General features: G+C 68.2%; 11 protein-coding genes and 1 pseudogene. 6 read left to right on the forward strand and 6 right to left on the reverse strand.

Annotated features, from left to right (window positions below; translation table 11 throughout):
- Nucleotides 1-9: 9 nt before the first annotated feature.
- Both AB0J95_RS06585 and AB0J95_RS06590 read right to left on the reverse strand, forming a co-directional pair.
- Nucleotides 10-1,914, reverse strand: coding sequence for a glycosyltransferase (locus tag AB0J95_RS06585; RefSeq protein WP_364753161.1), 1,905 nt, complete (start codon nucleotides 1,912-1,914; stop codon nucleotides 10-12).
- 109 nt (nucleotides 1,915-2,023) lie between these two features.
- A complete protein-coding gene (locus AB0J95_RS06590; RefSeq protein WP_364753164.1) occupies nucleotides 2,024-3,472 on the reverse strand; it encodes a flippase in 1,449 nt (482 codons plus the stop codon).
- Between the two features lie 315 nt (nucleotides 3,473-3,787).
- Here AB0J95_RS06590 and AB0J95_RS06595 point away from each other — a divergent pair, with 315 nt between their 5' ends.
- Both AB0J95_RS06595 and AB0J95_RS06600 read left to right on the forward strand, forming a co-directional pair.
- Nucleotides 3,788-4,543, forward strand: a complete 756-nt coding sequence (locus AB0J95_RS06595) for a glycosyltransferase family 4 protein (protein WP_364753166.1) — start codon at nucleotides 3,788-3,790, stop codon at nucleotides 4,541-4,543.
- Nucleotides 4,540-5,637: a glycosyltransferase family 4 protein gene (locus tag AB0J95_RS06600; protein WP_364753168.1), complete on the forward strand. Its 1,098-nt coding sequence runs from the start codon at nucleotides 4,540-4,542 to the stop codon at nucleotides 5,635-5,637. The genes AB0J95_RS06595 and AB0J95_RS06600 overlap by 4 nt, the downstream gene beginning before the upstream one ends.
- Here AB0J95_RS06600 and AB0J95_RS06605 read toward each other — a convergent pair.
- The 4 genes and pseudogenes from AB0J95_RS06605 to AB0J95_RS06620 all read right to left on the reverse strand — a co-directional run bounded on the left by AB0J95_RS06605 (nucleotide 5,625) and on the right by AB0J95_RS06620 (nucleotide 9,870).
- Entirely contained in the window at nucleotides 5,625-7,751 is a 2,127-nt protein-coding gene (locus AB0J95_RS06605; RefSeq protein WP_364753536.1) for a phage holin family protein, read from the reverse strand. The genes AB0J95_RS06600 and AB0J95_RS06605 overlap by 13 nt on opposite strands.
- A gap of 93 nt (nucleotides 7,752-7,844) precedes the next feature.
- Nucleotides 7,845-8,300: pseudogene (locus AB0J95_RS06610) on the reverse strand (VTT domain-containing protein); the annotation flags it as partial.
- Complete coding sequence (locus AB0J95_RS06615; protein WP_364753539.1) at nucleotides 8,297-9,049, reverse strand: MBL fold metallo-hydrolase; 753 nt, start codon at nucleotides 9,047-9,049, stop codon at nucleotides 8,297-8,299. The gene AB0J95_RS06615 and the pseudogene AB0J95_RS06610, both read right to left, overlap by 4 nt.
- A gap of 62 nt (nucleotides 9,050-9,111) precedes the next feature.
- On the reverse strand, nucleotides 9,112-9,870 hold the full coding sequence (locus AB0J95_RS06620; protein ID WP_364753171.1) for a WecB/TagA/CpsF family glycosyltransferase: 759 nt from the start codon (nucleotides 9,868-9,870) through the stop codon (nucleotides 9,112-9,114).
- Between the two features lie 56 nt (nucleotides 9,871-9,926).
- On the opposite strand from AB0J95_RS06620, the gene AB0J95_RS06625 reads away from it, so the two are divergent.
- From AB0J95_RS06625 to AB0J95_RS06640, 4 genes are all read left to right on the forward strand, one after another.
- A complete protein-coding gene (locus tag AB0J95_RS06625) occupies nucleotides 9,927-11,273 on the forward strand; it encodes a glutamate-1-semialdehyde 2,1-aminomutase (protein ID WP_364753173.1) in 1,347 nt (448 codons plus the stop codon).
- A 378-nt stretch (nucleotides 11,274-11,651) separates the two neighbouring features.
- Complete coding sequence (locus tag AB0J95_RS06630; RefSeq protein WP_364753176.1) at nucleotides 11,652-13,160, forward strand: sugar transferase; 1,509 nt, start codon at nucleotides 11,652-11,654, stop codon at nucleotides 13,158-13,160.
- Nucleotides 13,161-13,206: 46 nt separating this feature from the next.
- The gene (locus tag AB0J95_RS06635; RefSeq protein ID WP_364753178.1) at nucleotides 13,207-14,034 is read left to right on the forward strand and encodes a hypothetical protein; all 828 of its coding nucleotides are present in this window, start codon (nucleotides 13,207-13,209) and stop codon (nucleotides 14,032-14,034) included.
- A gap of 261 nt (nucleotides 14,035-14,295) precedes the next feature.
- Nucleotides 14,296-18,321 carry a DUF4082 domain-containing protein gene (locus AB0J95_RS06640; protein WP_364753180.1) on the forward strand — a complete coding sequence of 1,342 codons (4,026 nt, stop codon included), beginning with the start codon at nucleotides 14,296-14,298 and terminating at the stop codon, nucleotides 18,319-18,321.
- The last annotated feature ends 60 nt before the right edge of the window (nucleotides 18,322-18,381 follow it).

Below are 18,381 nucleotides of genomic sequence, written 5' to 3' on the forward strand. Positions count from 1 at the left end.
ACAGCACTCTCATAGCGCCGCCGCGATCGCGGTCTCATACGCGTCGGTCATTGCGTCCACTGTGTACAGTTCGGCGGCCCGGCGTGCCCCCGCCGCGGCGAGCGGGCCGAGCCGGGCCGGTTGCTCGATGATCGGTCGTAGCGCCGCGGCCCACGCCTGCACCGTGACCGGCTCGACGAGCACCCCAGCGGCACCATTGTCCAGCACATCGGGCACGGAACCCACCGCCGAAGCGACAACGGGCACACCCCGAGCCATCGCCTCGACGATCACCAGCGGGAACGCTTCGGCGCGGCTGGGAACGCACAGCACATCGAGTTCGGCGAAGGCGTGGTCCGGCCCGGGCGAGGCGCCGCGCCAGCGGACCCGGCCGGTTAGCCGTTCGGGCGTCCGGGCTTGCAGCTTCGGCCGGTCCGGGCCCTCGCCGAAGATGTCCAGCGTCCAGTCGAGGCCGGTCAGGGTGTCGAGCGCGTTCACCAGCAGGTGCGGGTTCTTGTGTTCGACCATCCGGCTGAGCATGCCCAGCCGAAGCGGGCTCTGCGGGTGGTAGCCGCGGTCCTGCTGCGCGGGGACGCCGTTGGGCGCGAGGAAATGCTTGGTGTGCAACGACTGGTGCTTCGTGATGGCGGCCCAGTGCCTGGGCGAGAGCGCGATCACGCCGTCGCTGCGGTTGATCACCTTCGCCAGTTTGCCACCGTAGGTGGGGCCATCCTCAACGGCCGGCTCGTGGGTCGCAGCCAGCCAGCGGCCGTTGCGGTTCGCGGCTTTCCAGCCGAGCGCGAACCCGGCCTCGGTGTTGGTGATCCCCGTGATCAGCACGGCGTTGCCGGTCGGCAGGTCCACCAGCGGCTGCCACCACGGCGTGAGGATCAGGCGCACGCTCGGGTCGAGTTCCGGGGTGAGCGGGCCGAAGTGCTGCAGGCAGGCGATCGTGACCGGATATCCGCGGTTGGACAGTTCGTTCGCCAGCAGGACACGTTGCCGCTCGGCGCCGCCTTGGCAGAGCTCGTTGGTGGTCAGCAGAATGCTCGGCTTGCCGGGGTCGGCTTTGGCTTTGGCCGCCTGGCGTTCCTTCTCGCGGTCCTTGCGGTGCGAACGTTGCACGCGGTCGAGAACGGCCAGGCCCGCGGTGAAGAACGCGCCCGGGCCGTAGTTGCTCATGCCCAGCATCTCGGCCTGACCGGCGCGCAGCAGGTCACGGGATCGCCGCTCCGCCAACGGATCCCCGGCCATCGTGCCCGCCGCGCCGTGCTTCACGTCGTTCTCGTCGGCCAGCACCAGCCGCCAGCCGCCGGCTTTCGCCTTGCGTTGCCAGGCCGCTTCTTCGCCGTACAGGAAGAACTTCTCGTCGAACCCACCCAGCTCGCGCCACGCCGCACCGGAGATCAGCAGGCAGCACCCAGACAGGTAGCCGTCGACATCGTGAGGCTCGCCGGCGTAGTAGTCGGACACCGCGCGGCCGCGCAACCTCTTGCCGTAGCCGGAATGGCTGACCAACGAGCGCAGCACGGTCTGCTTGCGCCGGGCCACATCCCACTCCGGGCCGCCATCCGGTTCGGCCACCTTCGGCGACACCGCCGCGACACCGGGCTCCTTGATGGCCGCGCGGCTTTTCGTCAGCGGGCCGGTGAGTTCCGCGTCCGGGTTGAGCAGCAGCAGGTCCGCGTCCCCGGCGAGCTTCGCCAGACCGTTCACCGCCGCCGCGTAGCCCACGTTGCGTGCCGAGAACGTCCACTTCACATCCGGATACCCGGCCGCCAGCTCCCGCACCTCAGCACTGCCCGCCGACAAGTTGTCCCACACCAACACCCGGCATCCACCCAGGTGCTTGTGGACACTGTCCAGACACCGCCGCAGCAGATCCGCCCGCCGATAACTCACCACCAGCACGACAAACGGCCGCCCACTAGTCACATCGCGTCACCTTACTCAGCCTCCCCGCCCCGGCTGTACGCCATGGCCCACACTCATGCTCGATTGACCCAGCCCCCACTGTCCCCATCACCCGGTCGTGTTGATTCCGTCACGCTGGTGACTTCTTGCCGGGTTTGATGGCGCCGAGGAGGGCGGCGCGCATTTCGGGGGGAACGGCGCCGCCGATGAGGGCGCCGGCGAAGTAGCCCAGGGAGCCGGCGATCAGCGGGAAGGCGATGGGCAGGTTCCAGGTGGCGAGCATGCCCAGCAGCGCGAGGTTGAGGCCGGGCAGCAGCCGCAGGATGTAGGTGAACGGGAGAGGGTCCACGCCGACTTTGCGCAGGCGCATCTGGGTGAACACGACGCCCGACAGCTCGGTGACGATCAGGGCGATGCCGCAGCCGACCGCGCCGAAGAGGGGGATCAGGGCGGCGTTGAGGGCGATGTTGACGATCAGGTTCACCGTGGACAGCGTGGTCAGGTACTTCTGCTGGTGGGCCGCGACCATGGCGTCGCTGATGATCGACGTCAGGAAGGTGATGCCGACGGCCACGAAGAACAGGCGCAGCACGGGCGTGGCGGCGGAGGCGAACTCGTCGGAGCTGATGGCGGTGATCAGCCGCCCCGCCAAGGGGATGCCGAGCACGGCGACGGGGGTGGCGAACAGCAGCAGGAACTTGTAGCCGCTCGCGACCGCGCGTCTGAACCGTTCGGGGTCGGTCGCGTAGCCCTCGTTGATCGTCGACAGCGCGGTGCGGGAGAACACCTGGGGCAGCATGTTCAGCGTGAACGCCAGTTGGACGGCCAGACCGTAGGCCGCGACCTGGCGGGTGTCCGAGAGCAGGGACAGCAGCACGCCGTCGACCCGCCAGTAGACCACCCCGATGATCATGATCAGGGTGAACGGGATGCTCTCCTTGACTAGGCTGGTGGTCTCGTCGAGGTTGGCGATCGGGCGCAGCGGGGTGATCCGGTTCGCGGCCAGGCCGGTCACGATCATCTTGATCAACTGCGGGATGATCTGCACCGCGCACATCGCCAGCAGGCCCGCGTCGGTCACCGACACCAGGACCGCGGCGCCGAGGGTGGCCACCCGCGAGAAGAACTCCGCGGTCGCGACCGAGCCGTACCGCACGTGCACGTCGAACACCGCGTCGAAACACGACGCCAGCGCGCTGCAGATCAGCCCCATCGCCAGCACGAGCAACGCCGACTGGGTCTCCGGCGAGTTCTTGTACGTCAGGATCCCGATACTGGCCGCGGTCAGCGCCAGCGGCACCGCGTAGACCAGCGACAACGTCAGGTCGATGCCGACCAGGCGGGCCAGCGAGCCCTGCGCGCGGCCGCTGACCCGGCGCACGATCACCGTGCCGATGCCCTGCGAGGTCAGCGTCTCGAACAGGCCGATGAACACGATCGCGGTGGTCATCACGCCGTACTGGTGCTCGCCCAGGTACCGGGTGGCGACACCGAGAGTGACGATCGCGAGCGGTAGCGCGGATACCCGTGCTACCACCTGGAGGGCGACCCCTCGCGCGATCGCCGCCGCCCTGGACACGGCCCGTAGTCTAGTAACTTCGCGTTGCCGCTGATCCCACGCGGTGCCAGGGCGACACGGAGGACCGAGACAGTGCGGGTGTACGTGGAATTGTCACACCAGCTGCATCCGGCTGAATGGTCTGCCCGGCACGCTCGAGGCGAGGTCCCCGATCACTGGCCGTATGGATTCGACCGGCTGACCCGCTACGGAATTCACCCGATCGTCCGAACGCCCTATCGCGGACGTCTACTCGGACGAGTAGCGCGGGCCGCTCGGCACCGTCTGGGTGGGTACGAATGGGTCGACGCGATCCGCCGGCATGGTTGTGATGCCGTGCTCTGCTGGGACGAGTACTCGGGCGTCCCCGCGATCCTCCGGGAACGCAAGAAACCCGTGGTCACCGGGGTGGTGTGGCTGACCGACGAGGTATCAAGGGCCACCGCGTGGTTCGCCCGGCGGGCGCTGCCCAAAGCGGGATTGGTCTGGGCGTCGTCCAGCGCGATGATCCCCCGGTTGAGGGACGACTGGGGTGTTCGTGATCCACAGCACATCCCGCTCGGCATCGACACCGGCTTCTTCCGGCCGTCCGAGAGCGAACCCGAGCCCGGCCTGGTGGTCAGCGCGGGCAACGACCGCCACCGCGACCACGACCTGCTGGTTCGTGCCGCCCGGCAGGTGGGGGCGCGGCTGGAGATCGCGACCCGGCTGCCCGTCGACCCCGAGGTCGTCCGGCCCGGGCTGACCGAGGGCGAGATCCGCGGGTTGTACGCGCGCGCGTCCGTCGTGGCCCTCGCCACCAGGCCGAACGTGCACGCATCCGGCCTGACGGTGACCCTCGAGGCGATGGCGAGCGGCCGGCCGGTGGTGATTCCGGACACTCCGGGCCTAACGGACTATGTTGTGCCCGAGGAGACCGGGCTGGTCTACCCCGTCGGCGACGAGGACGAGCTGGCCAAGTGCCTCCAGCGGCTGCTGTCCGACCCGGCGATGGCCGCTGAGTTCGGCGCCGCCGGGCGCCGTAGGGTCGAACAGCGATTCAGCACCGAGCTGCAGGCCGCCCGGCTTGCCGAGCTGATGCTCGAGATGTGAACGGAGTACCGGTTTTGTCCCGCGTGCGCGCCTGGGTCGAGCTCATCCACTACCTCGACGCGGCCGGGTGGCCCGCGCGCAACGCTGTTGGCGAAGTGCCCAACAGGACTCCGTTCGGCATCGACGAACTGGCTCACCATGGCGTGGACGTCGTGTTCCGGCCGTCGATGAAGGGCCGCATTCCCAAGGCCGTCGCCCGCCGCGTGCGGGCGCGCCTCGGTGGGCTGGAGTACTTCGAGGCGCTGATGGCCTCGCGGAACTCGTTGCGGCGCAGCGCGGACGTCGTGCTGTGCTGGGACGAGTTCACCGGGATCCCCGCCGTCGCCCTGCCTTTCCGGCCGCCGGTGGTCAGCGGGGTCCAGTTGCTGACCGATCCTTCGGGGCGGTCCAAGGGTTTCCTGCGCCGCGCTCGGGCCGCACTGGACAAAATGGACGCTGTGTTCGTCCAGTCCCACGGGCAGATCCCTGTGATGCGCGACGAATGGGGTGTGCCGGAACGGAAGCTGCGGTTCGTACCGTTCGGTGTGGACGGTTCGTGGTTCCGGCCGTCGCCCGACGGCGTCGACCGGGATCTCGTGGTGTCCGTTGGCGATGACCCGCACCGCGATCACGAGACGTTGGTCAAGGCGCTGAGTGAGGTGCGGCGCCGGCGGTCCGGCACGCGGCTGAACCTCGCGACACAGCTCGACGTCGACCTCCCTCCCGAGCTGGGCACGTTGCACCGCGGGCATCTCGGTCCGTTGCGGCGCCAGTACTACGGCACGGCGTCGATCGTGGCGGTCGCGACCCGGCCGAACATCCACGGATCCGGCATGTCGGTGGTCCTGGAGGCGATGGCGTGCGGGCGGCCTTACGTGGTCACCGCGAGCGAAGGCCTTGAGGGGTATGTGAAACACGGGCACGACGGCCTTGTCGTGCCGCCGGGGGACGTCGACATGTTCGCCTCGGCCGTCTACGCGCTGCTGTCCGACCCCGACCGCGCCGATGCCATGGGCGCCGCCGGCCGCGCCCGCCTCGAACGCGACCTCACCACCCACACCCAAGCCCGCCACCTCGCCGACCTCATCAAGGAGGTCACCGGTCACGTGGGCTGAGGGGCGAGGGTGATGTCCTCTTCCTCCTTGGGGGTGGCGGGGGTTGGGTGGCCCAGCTCGGTGAGCCAGTCGCGGAACAGGGCGTGCAGGGACTCGGCGCCGACGATCTCGCCGGGTGGGCGCAGGGACTTGGGGTAGACCAGGAAACCGCGGGCCTGGGGGCCGCCCATGCCGCCGTGCGAGCCGACGTGCATCTCGAACGGCGAGGCGTTGTCGGTGCCGGGGTCGTAGCGACTGTTGATCATGATGTCCGCGCAGTGCGGGTAGGTGTCCACGCGGCGGATGAGGTCGGCGGCGTGCGGTCCGTAGTCCTTCAGCGGGTCCTCACCGATGATCACGCCGGTGGCGAGGCGGTGCAGGCCGTCGCGACCGAGCACGACCGGGCCGAACTCGGTGCTGCGCACCAACATGAAGCCGACACCTGGGTGATCGACCAAGGTGGGCAACAGCTCCGGGTACTCGCGTTCGATGGTCTCCAGGGGCACACGGCCTTCGTGGTCGGTGAAGGACACCATCGCGATGTGCCCGGACACCACGACGACCACCCCCGGCGCGACCCGGGCCACCTCACCCGGCCGCCCGGAAGGTGTGCGATGCCGGTCCTCGTGCACCTCGGCCCGCTCCACCCGGCCGCGCAACCGCCGGGCGATCAACCCGCCTTCGGCGAGCACGGCGCCCATCTGCCAACCCTCAGCGGTACCAGGGGACTTCACCGCAACCGGGGACGGCGAGCCGCCGCACAACCGGCCGATGTACGACTCGATCGGCTCGCCGAACCGGTTCGCGAACGCCCAGCCCTGCGTCTGGCCGTGATCGGAGAGCACGACGAGGTGATACGGCCGCGGGCCCAGCCGGGTCGCCCGGCGCAGGCGGCCGATCTGCTGGTCGATTCCCCGCAGCACAGCCAAAGCGTCGAACCGCTCGATCCCCGAATGGTGCGCGACCTCGTCGTAGCCCAGGAAGTCCGCGTACACCACGGGCCGGCCCGCGAGGATGTCCTCGATGATCGCCGACACAACGACATCGCGCGTGATCACCGTGGTTCCCGGACGCGCCAACGGATAGATCCCGCCACGCTTGATCCGCGGCCGCACGTCCGCCCGCCGCTGCGAGGTCGACGCCCACAGTTCCCGCACCATGTCTACCAATGCCGTCCCGAAGGTCCGGATCACGTTGGCGGGACGGGCGAAGTAGGCGAAGTACCCGTCGGCGGTGCGCGCGTTGTGTCCACGCCGGACACCCTTGGGTAGAACCGGAACCGCGCTCATGGTCAGCGAAACGTGGTCGGCGTCACCGGTGAACAGGTTGCCGTGGCTGGCGCCGCCGCCGGACAACAGGCCCTTGCCGTCGGAGTGGCGGCGTTCGATCTCGGCGGCGTCACGGGGGTGCGCGCACGCCATGACGTGGTCGCGATCCTTTTCATACCACCGGAACCCGAGGATGTCGTGGTTGTCGCCGTGCAGGATCCCGCAGACCGAGGCGCCGGTCTGCGAGGACCAGTCGGTGTGCCACATCTCCAACGCGTGGCTGCCGGAGTTGATCCACGAAGCCAGCGTCGGCATGTCCCCGTCGCGCACGGCCCGCCGAACGGTGTCGTAGCCGAGCCCGTCCACCTGAAGGAAGATCACCCCGGGCGGGGTGTCCGGCGGCAGCGCCGAGGGCGTTCCTTTCCTTGCCACCCGGCGGAAGAAGATCTCGTCCTCGTCCAACGCCAGCAGGCTGCTGGTGATCACGCCGACCGCGGCCATCCCGATGGTGACCGCCACCGCCGAGCGGAGGTTCGAGATCTCGACCCCCGGGATCGCCCTGAAAATGGCCAGGGTCCCGGCGCCGATGATGAGGAAACTGCCCAGCCCCAACGTGAAGAACGCGATCGGCAGGGCGAACCGCAGCACCAGCGGCCACACCACGACCGACATCAGCGAGACCACCAGCGCGCACACCGTCGGCTGCCACCACTGGGTCATCTCGAACCCGGGCAGCCACACGTCCAGCAGCCGGATCGCGGCGGTGAGGATGATCCAGATCAGGATCGCCCGCAGCGTCACCCGGCCGCCCCGCAGCAGCCGCCCGGCGTCGGGAGCGCGGTGCTGGCGGCGGGCGAGCACGGCCATCGCCACGGTCACCAGCAGCACCAACAGAGTCGCGATGAGCGAAGCCACCAGTGGTGAGTCGAAGATCCCGCCGCTGATGATGCCCAGCAACGCATACGCCACAGCCCAAACAGCGGCCGCGATCAATGCGGTCGGCAGAAATCGCCGCCACGGATAAGCGAGCGCACCGGCGGCCAGCAGCACGGGAATCCGCCCGGCCGGCAGCAACCGGCCCACGACGACGATCTGCCAGCCGCGCTTCGCGAACTGGTCGCGCACACTCGTCACACGATCCTGGTGCTGGTGGCGGGCCAGCCAGCGCACGGCGGGATCGCCGCCCAGCCGCGCGACCGAGTACGTGATCACGTCCCCGATGTAGGCGCCCGCGGTCGAGACCGCCAGTACCAGCGGAATCGACAGCCCGCCGGCGCTCGTCATCGCCACCGCCGCCCCGGCACCCACGACGGCGCCGGTGGGCACGATCGGGATGATCGACCCGAGCAGGACGCCGAAGAAGATCACCGGATAGCCGATGGTGGACGGGTTCGACCAGTCCAGCGCGTACGTCATATGCCCTGCCTCAACGGGACCTCGGCGCCGGGCGCCGTCACGACCACTGCGGGGCCCGCGGCCGCCGCGAACTCCAGCGGCGGCTCGGTCAGCAGCCGTCTCATCCGTGGGGTGCGCGCCAGGCCGGGCAGCGCGAGCGTCCCCCAGTGCACCGGCACCGCGATCCGTGGCCGCACCCGTTTCACCGCCTCAGTGGCCCGCTGCGGGGTCAGATGCCCCGGGCCGAGGCTCGGGCCCCACCCCCACACGGGCAGCAGCGCGACATCGACGGGGCCCAGCGCCGTCATGCCGTCGAACAGGTCTGTGTCTCCGGCCACATAGATCCGAACGTCATCAGTCCGCACAATGTGCCCCACTGCAGGCGCGTGCGGGCCGTGAGTCAAGCGCGGGCCCCAACGATGTCCGGAATGTGCCGCGTAGGTGGCCGTGATCCGCAGTGCGCCGTGCACGAGTTCTTGCCCGACACCCAGCTCCGACACGTTGCGTATGCCGCGACGCCGTAGCCACTGTCCCGCTCCACGAGGCACTACAACCACGGCAGACGACGGCAGTAGACGCAACGACGGCAGGTGTAGGTGGTCGCCGTGGATGTGCGAGATGAGTACAAGGTCGGTCCCCGCCCAGGCCTCCGGTGACAACGGCGGCACTACGCGTACCAACGGGCCTACGCGTGGCGTTAAGACGGGATCCGTGAGTATGACGTGACCTGCGAGTTCCATACGGACCGTGGAATGGCCGAGGAAGCGCAGCGTCACGCGAACGAGTATCGGCGCAAACCAGGGCAGATGCGACCCGGCGCGACCAACACCACTTACCTGCGAACCCGCCGCACAGCAGCGCCCGCGAGCAGGGCGATCGCGAACGGGAGGTCGTCGCGGAGGTAACGGCGGGCGAGCCGGCGGGGCTCCTTGACGAGCCGGTGCAGCCATTCCAGCCCGAGCCGTTGCATCGGCACCGGCGCGCGCCGGGAGTCGCCGGACGCCATCGGGATGCCCGCGCCGCAGCCGACGTACCAGGCGTGCGGCATGACCTCCCTCAACCGGGTGATCATGTGCTCCTGTTTGGGGAAGCCCATCCCGATCAGCACGAGGTTCGGCCGGGCCAGCACGACCGACTCGATGACCTTCTGCAGGCTCTCCGGGCACGCGTCGAACCCGACCGGCGGCGCGGCGACACCCGCGATGCGCAGACCGGGCGACCGCGACTGCAGTGCCTGGGCGGCCCGCTCCGGCACGCCAGGCGCGCCGCCCAGGATGAACACCGACTTACCGTCCCGCGCGGCGGCGTCGGTGAGCGTGTGCACGAGCGAGGATCCGGTGACCCGCTCGGGGATGTCCTCACCCGCGAGGCGCCCGGCCCAGACCAGGGGCATACCGTCGGCGACGGTGAGGGTGGCGGTCGACGCCAGCTGGACGAGGTCGCGGTTGCGGCTGATGGCCCGGATGATGTCGACGTTCGCGGTCAGGATCCAGCCGCCGCTGTTCCACGAGCCACGGACGTGGTGGACGACTTCGGCCTCGGTGAGGGCGTCCACGTTCACCGTGCCGATCGGAACCCGGCGGACAGTCACGCGCGCAGGCTACCTGTCCGTGTCAGGCCAGCTACGGGGTGTGGGAGGTTGTGCACGTGAACGAGCATTTCCGCCGGTCAGCCGAGCTGCAGGAACGTCTGCACGAACTCGTGCCGGGTGGCGCGCACACATATGCACGCGGTGCCGACCAGTACCCCGAACACATGTCCCCCGTGCTCGTGCGGGGCCGGGGCGCGCGGGTCTGGGACGCCGACGGCAACAGCTATGTCGAGTACGGCATGGGACTGCGGTCGGTCACCCTCGGGCACGCCTACGAACCCGTGCTCGACGCGGTGCGCGCGGTTCTGCCCGACGGCATCAGCTTCACCCGGCCGACCGAGCTCGAGCTGCTCGCCGCCGAGGACTTCCTCCGGCTGGTGCCGGGTGCGGACATGGTCAAGTTCGCCAAGAACGGCTCGGACGCCACCACCGCCGCGATCCGGTTGGCGCGTGCGGCGACCGGGCGGCGCATGATCGCGATCTGCGATCAGCCGTTCTACTCGGTGGACGACTGGTTCATCGGCACTACACAGATGGATGCGGGCGCACCAGCGCCGGACACGGTCAAGTTCCGCTACAACGACCTGGCGTCGCTGGAAAACCTTTTCACTGAGCACAGTGGACAGATCGCGGCGGTCGTCCTGGAGGCGGCCACCGCGCTCGCCGAGCCCGAGCCGGGGTTCCTCGAGGGCGTCCGCAGGCTCTGCACCGACCACGGCACGGTGCTCGTCTTCGACGAGATGATCACCGGGTTCCGCTGGTCGGCGGGTGGGGCACAGGCCGTTTACGGCGTCACACCGGACTTGTCCTGCTGGGGCAAGGCGATGGGCAACGGGTTCCCGATCTCGGCGCTGGCCGGCCGGCGCGAGCTGATGGAGCTGGGCGGGCTGCGCACCGAGGCCCCGAGGGTATTTCTGCTCTCGACCACACACGGCCCGGAAACGGTCTCCTTGGCGGCATTCCGGGCCGTGGTGCGGGCCTACACGGAGGGCGATCCGGTGGGCCGGATGGAACAGTCAGGAGTCCAGTTGGCTAACGGTGTTAATTCCGTGGCCGCCGAACTTGGCATTGCCCGTGCCGTATCCGTGATCGGCAGGCCGTCCTGCTTGATATTCACCACAAAGGACACTCAGGGTGAGCCGTCGCAGCCTTTCCGTACCTTGTTCCTGCAGGAGTTGTTGCGCCGCGGAGTGCTCGGGCAGTCTTTTGTGATCTCCGCCGCACACACGGATCAAGACATCGAACACACGATCGAAGCCGCACGTCAGTCCTTGATCGTCTACCGGAAGGCGCTGGAAGCGGGGGGCGTCGACGGGTTCATGGAGGGCCGTCCGGTGGCCCCGGCGCTGCGGCGTTACGCCCATCCGCGAATGGCACCCATTCGCCGGATCGGGAATGCGTGAATATTTTCGGGTTGACTTCGGCAGGGTCGGAATGTAGTTGCCTGCACGAACTACTTGGGTGATTAGGCCGTTCGACCTAACCCGAGTAAGGGAGCCGAGGGCTGTTTGTCCGGCGCGCTGGTCATTCCGGGTGAACATACGGGCGATGAAGTGGATCAGTCGGTGAGTAACAGACCGCCGCGCGGGCGGAGTAGCCGAAAAACCTGGTAACCCCGCGCGTAACGGTCAGAAGTACGTGAGCGACTCTTGGTACGCCGGGGCACGGCAGCCCCGACATCACTTCGTTATCTGCCAAAGACTTTTGTAGCGGACATGGGCGGTCGGGGCCGCTTGTGCCGGAATGACCATGCCCGAACCCGACCAGCGGGGGGACCAACGATGGGTGAGCAAGCCAGCTCGACTCGCCATGGCGTGCACGGACGTGTGCTGCCGGAGTACCACTCCCGGCCGCGCCGCCTGCTGTCCATAGCTGAGCCTGGCCAGGCCCCGATCGCTTCGTGGGAGCCGAGATACCGGCGTTCCGTGATCCTCAGCGACCTCTTCGCGACCGTGCTCGCGGTCTCCGTCGTCGGCCTGCTGTTCGGCGCGAAGGGCGCCGAGAGCTGGCACCAGCTGTGGGTTGTGCTTGGCGTCACGACCGTGGCGCTTGTGTTGTGCTCGCTGTGGATGAACCGCGCGTGGGGCCAGAACGCCTTGGGGCAGGGGGCCGACGAGTTCGGCCGGCTGGGCCGGGGCCTGTTCTCCGCGGCGGTGGTGCTCGCCCTCGGCGGTCTGGCCGTCGACTCGACGAACATCCGGGTGTGGGTGTTCGTCGCGATCCCGGCGATCGCCGTACTCGCCTTCCCGCAGCGGTATCTGTTGCGGCGCTTGCTGCATAAGTCGCGCAGGGAAGGCAAGTGTCTGTTACCGGTGCTCGTCGCCGGCAGCGTGGAGACCGCGCGCGACCTGATCGTGCGCACGAAACTGGCGCCACACCTCGGCTGGAAGGTCGAGGCAGTGTGCACTTTCGACGGTCGCGGCGACAGCGACGACGAGCTCGAGGGCGTCCCGGTGGTGGGCCGCCTGCGCGAGCTGGCCGAGCACGTCCGGCGCGGGGGCTACCGCGTGGTGGCGATCGCCTCCGACCCGTACTGGAGCCCGCGGCGGCTGCAGGAACTGGCCTGGAACCTGGAAGGCAGCGAGGCCGAGATGGTCGTCGCGCCGGTGCTGATGGAGGTCGCCGGGCCGCGCCTGCACGTGAGCGGTGTGCTGGGCATGCCGCTGCTGCGGGTGAGCGCGCCGGTGTTCAGCGGCGCCCGCCGGGTGGTCAAGGAGATCGTCGACCGGGTCGGCTCCGGCCTGCTGCTCACCCTGTTCTCCCCGCTGATCCTGGCGATCAGCCTGCTGATCCTGTTGGACAGCCGGGGTTCGGTGTTCTACCGGCAGCGCCGTATCGGCAAGGACGGCCGCTCGTTCACCATGGTGAAGTTCCGCACGATGGTGAAAAACGCGCACGCTATGAAGGCCGGGCTGGCCAACGAGGGCAACGGCCTGCTGTTCAAGATGCGCAAGGACCCACGCGTCACCCGGGTCGGCGCGGTGCTCCGACGGTACTCATTGGACGAACTGCCGCAGCTTTTCAACGTGCTGCGCGGGCAGATGTCGTTGGTGGGGCCGCGGCCGCCGCTGCCCGAGGAGACGAAGAAGTACGCCCCGGATGTCCGGCGGCGGCTGTTGGTGAAGCCGGGCATGACCGGTCTGTGGCAGGTCAGCGGTCGAAGCGACCTGCCGTGGGAGGAGTCCGTCCGGCTCGATCTCCGCTATGTAGAGGACTGGTCGCTGACGTTGGACGCAGTGATCCTGTGGAAGACGGTCCGTGCCGTGGTGACCGGACAGGGGGCCTACTGATGGGAGTTGTGACATGAGGCTCAGGCCCCTTGTTATCGTTTCGGCCATGGCCGCGGCGTTCGTCGTCGCGGCCACACCGGCGTCCGCGGACGGGCTCGCCGTCGAGGCGACCGTCTCGCCAGGGCAGGTCCAGCCCGGGGACGCCTTCACGGTCACCGAAACGGTGCACAACAACACGTCCGGCAGCATCCTCAGCCCGACCATCCGGCTGTTCAGCAAAGAGGTGCCGCTGCCGTCCTACGCCACCATGGAGGGCTGCTCCGGCCTCCCGGATCTGACATGCACCACTGTGGACACACCGAGCGGACCGATCGGCTACATGGCGGTCATGTCACGGGCCATGAACGGCTTCGAGACGGTCACCATCGTGTTCAACCTCCGCGTGAAGGCGGACGCCCAAGGCGCCGTGCACACGCTGCAGGGGCAGCTGCTGGGCCGCAATGACGGCATCGACCCGGTCGATGTGGCCACCCTCACCGTCATCGCCCAGGCGGACGCCGCGGTGAGCCTTTCCGCGGTGCCGAAAGCCGGTCTGCTGGTGCCGAGAATCGACGTGACCGTGCGAGTCACCAACAACGGCCCCGGAAAGTTGACCTCCGCCGAGGTTCGCGGTGCCCTTTCGCCCGGCCTGACGGCCAATTCCGGTCCGGGGTGTACGGGTGGTTCGCAGCCGGTCTGCACCTTTGGTGAGATTGCTTCCGGTGCGAGCGCGACGGGTACTTTCTCCGTCCCGCTTGGACTGCTCTACATCGGACTGCCGTTCCGGATCAGCGCGACCAAGACAGCGTCGACGCCCACGGATCCGGTGGCAGCAAACAACTCCGCGGCCACCACCTGCACCGTGGTGACCCCGTTGCTGGTCAGCTGCAACTGACCCGACCGGTTCGTCAAACGCCCGCATCGCTCCGAATTCGTTGTGATCTCACCATTCCAGTTGGTAGCACAGTGAATTCGCGTTACCCGACCGCAATCACCCTTTCGGGCAAGCTCCCCCGAAAGTCGTAACATCAACTGCTCCAGGGTCGATTTTTCCGTTGACGACAGGGGTAAGCGGTGGTTGCTGGAAGGCGGAGCGATGCGGGTGTTCGGTTTTCACCTGAGACGAAGAGTGGCGCAAGTCGCGTCAGTGGCATTGGTGGCCGCCAACCTAGCCGTCGTCGGGGCACTCGCGGGACCGGCCGCGGCGGCCGGCGGACCGTGTGACCCGCCGGTCAACAAGATCGCTTGTGAGAACGCGTCGAACACGGCCACCGAGACGGATCAGTGGCAGGTACAGGCTTTCGACGACTCGATCATCGGCTACGCCGACGACATCTCCTATGCGCCGGGCAACACCGTCAAGTTCAAGGTGAAGACAACGGCGACCCAATACCGGCTCGACATTTACCGTCTTGGTTATTACCACGGTAAAGGCGCGCGGCTGGTGCAGAGCATCCCGCGCACCGGGGCGTCCAGCCAGCCCAACTGCCTGGACACCGACCCCACCGGACTGGTCGACTGCGGCAACTGGTCCACCACCTTCACGTGGAACGTCCCGTCGAGCGCGGTTTCCGGTCTCTACTACGCCGTGCTGCACCGTGACTACACCGACGGCAGCATCGGTGAGAGCGAGATCGTGTTCGTCGTCCGTGACGACAGCAGCACCTCGGACCTGATGTTCCAGACCTCCGACGCCACCTGGCAGGCGTACAACACCTACGGCAACCGCACGAACGAGCCGCGGGGACAGAGCCTCTACTCCGGCGAGGGCCCGGGCAACGGCGGCTCCGCCTACAAGGTGAGCTACAACCGCCCGATCTTCGGCGGGAACGACGAGAACTTCATCTTCAACGCCGAGTACCCGATGCTCAAGTTCCTCGAGTCCAACGGGTACGACATGACGTACACGACCGATGTGGACACTGCCCGGCGGGGCAACCTGATCCAGAACCACAAGGTGTTCATGCCGGTCGGGCACGACGAGTACTGGTCGAACGAACAACGCGCCAACGTCGAGGCGGCCCGGGCGGCCGGCGTCAACATGGCGTTCATGACCGGCAACGAGGTCTTCTGGAAGACCCGCTGGGAACCGTCGACCGACGCGTCGCACACCAACTGGCGGACCATGGTCTGCTACAAGGAGACCAAGGCCGGGCAGGTCGACCCGAACGCGACGACCTGGACCGGTACCTGGCGCGACCCGCGGCAGAGCCCGCCGAAGGACGGCGGCCGCCCGGAGAACTCCTTGCTGGGTCAGATCTTCACCGTCAACGGCGTCCGCAACGACCAGCTGACCGTGCCGTCCGCGTACGGCAAGATGCGGCTCTGGCGCAACTCCGGGATCGACAACCTGCCGTCCGGCAACGTCAAGACCTTCCAGCCCGGCACCCTGGGCTACGAGTGGGACTCGGTGGAGGACAACGGCTTCCAGCCCGCCGGTGTCGCGCAGATGTCCAGGACCACGGTCGCCATGACGGCCTCGGGTGACAACTACGTCCTGCAGAACTATGGCGACCTGTACGCGCCCGGCACGAAGACGCACGCGTTGACCATGTACAAGTACCAGCCCAGCGGCGCGCTCGTGTTCGGCGCGGGCACGGTGCAGTGGGCGTGGGGCTTGGAGAACGACCACTTGAAGGCCAACGGCACGCCGACGGCCGACCGTGCGATGCAGCAGGCGACCATCAACCTGCTGGCGGACATGGACAACGTCCAGCCCCGCACGCTGCGCACCGACCTCGGCCTGGTGGCCGGCGTGATGAGCACGGACACCGCGGCGCCGATCCCGACCATCACGATCGGCCAGAACCCGGTCGTCGGGACGCCGTACACCTTCTCCGGCAACGTGATCGACTGGTCCGGCAAGGTCGCCGGGGTGGAGGCCTCCGTCGACGGCGGCGCCACCTGGCACCCGGCCACCTGGACCGCCGGGGCGACCACGTGGAGCTACACGTTCACGCCGACGAACTCCGGTGCCCGCACGCTCGCGGTGCGCGCGGTGGACGACTCCGCGAACCTGTCGAACGCGGTCACCCAGAACGTCACCGTCAACGCGCGGCAGTGCCCGTGCAGCATCTGGAGCGACACAACGGTTCCGGCCTCGCCGTCGACGAACGACAGCACCTCGCTGGAGCTGGGTGTGAAGTTCACGGCCAGCGCCAACGGTTACGTCCGCGGTGTGAAGTTCTACAAGGGCAACGGCAACACCGGCACGCACACCGGTTCGCTGTGGGCTACCGACGGAACCCGCCTGGCGACCGGCACGTTCACCAACGAGACCGCGTCCGGCTGGCAGACCCTGTCGTTCCCGACATCGGTGGCCATCTCGGCCAACACGACGTACATCGTCTCGTACCACACGAACACCGGGCACTACGCCGGCGACGCCGGGTACTTCACCAACTCGGCCACCGGCATGGAACCGTTGTCCGCCACGCAGAGCACGGCGAGCAACCCGAACGGTGTCTACAAGGTCGGCACGTCCGGCATGCCGACGCAGAGCTTCGGTGACACCAACTACTACGTCGACGTCGTCTTCGGCCTAGACCCCGGTCCGGACACGCGGGCGCCGCTGGTGACGGGCACCAACCCGCTCAGCAACAGCAGCAGCGTCGGGCTCAACGCCACGCCGACGATCGGTTTCGACGAGCCCATCGCGCCGAGCTCCTTGCAGTTCACCGCGACCGGCCCGGGCGGGGCCTCGGTGGCGGGCACGGCCTCGCTGTCCGCGGACGGCAAGACCGCGACGTTCACCCCGAGCCAGGCGTGGGCGGCGGCCACGAGCTACACGATGTCGGTGCGGGCGTCCGACGCGGCCGGTAACTCGATCGCGAGCCCGCCGTACACCTGGACGTTCAAGACCGGTTCGCCACGCGGCGCGTCCTGCCCGTGCACGGTCTGGGACGACTTCGCCACACCGGCCAATGTGGACTCGGATGACCCGAGCGCGGTCGAGGTCGGCACCAAGGTCCGGTTCGACAGCAACGGTTCCGTGCTCGGTGTCCGGTTCTACAAGGGCCCGAACAACACCGGCACGCACACCGGTTCGCTGTGGAGCAGCTCCGGAACCCGTCTGGCGACTGGAACATTCACTGGCGAGTCCGGCGGTGGCTGGCAGACGCTGACCTTCTCGTCGCCGGTCGTGGTCCAGCCGAACACGACGTACGTGGTCTCGTACTACGCGCCCAACGGCGGCTACTCGGTGTCTGGTGGCTACTTCAACGGCGTGGGTGCGGATTATGGCGCCCTGCACGCGCTGGCCAGTGGTGTCGACGGCAGCAATGGCGTCTACCGCTACGGTTCCGGCGGCGGGTTCCCGAGCAACTCGTACGGCAACAGCAACTACTGGGTCGACGTGATCTGGCAGGGTGGCGCGAACGGTGACAGCACACCGCCTTCGGTCACCGGCACGTCGCCGGCCAGTGGTGCGGCGAACGTCTCGCTGACCACCCCGGTGAGCGCGACCTTCAACGAGCCGGTCAACCTGTCCACCGCGCAGTTCACGCTGGCCGACCCGGGTGGCGCCAAGCTCACCGGCACGCTTGCCCTGTCGGCGGACCAGAAGACGGTCACGTTCACGCCGTCGGCCAGGCTGGCCGCGGGCACCGCGTACACGGCGAGCGTGAAGATCGCCGACGTCAACGGGAACGTGATGGCCAACGCCACGACGTGGTCGTTCACCGGCACCACAACGCAGACGTGCCCGTGCTCGCTGTTCAGCGCGGCCACCCAGCCGACGGTGACCTCGGAGAACGACACCGGCAGCTACGAGATGGGCGTGCGGTTCACCACCTCGGCGAACGGCAACATCACCGGGATCAAGTTCTACAAGGGCACCGGCAACACCGGGACCCACATCGGTACATTGTGGACGAACACCGGGATCCAGCTGGCCACCGGCACGTTCACCAACGAGACCGCGACCGGATGGCAGACGCTGACGTTCGCCTCACCGGTCGCAGTCACCGCGGGCACGACGTACGTCGCGTCCTACACGGTCCCGAACGGGCACTACGCCGCCGATGGCGGGTACTTCCAGCGGACCGCGGTGACGAGCAACCCGCTCAGCGCCCCGGCGACCGGACCGGGAACGGCGAACGGCGTGTACCGCGTCGGCGCCGGCTTCCCGGAGCAGTCCTACCTCGGCGGTAACTACTGGGTGGACGTGGTCTACACCCCATGACCTCCCCAGGCTGGTGCCTCGTGAGTACTTTCGGTCCCCGGAAGTGCTCACGAGGGGAGG

It is taken from the genome of Actinocrispum sp. NPDC049592 (assembly GCF_040675465.1).
Classification (GTDB): domain Bacteria; phylum Actinomycetota; class Actinomycetes; order Mycobacteriales; family Pseudonocardiaceae; genus Kibdelosporangium.

Coding starts and splice junctions, on each gene's coding strand:
- AB0J95_RS06635 (WP_364753178.1), top strand. CDS start 13,207: ATGGCCGCGGCGTTCGTCGTCGCGGCCACACCGGCGTCCGCGGACGGG.
- AB0J95_RS06630 (WP_364753176.1), top strand. CDS start 11,652: ATGGGTGAGCAAGCCAGCTCGACTCGCCATGGCGTGCACGGACGTGTG.
- AB0J95_RS06605 (WP_364753536.1), bottom strand. CDS start 7,751: ATGGCCGTGCTCGCCCGCCGCCAGCACCGCGCTCCCGACGCCGGGCGG.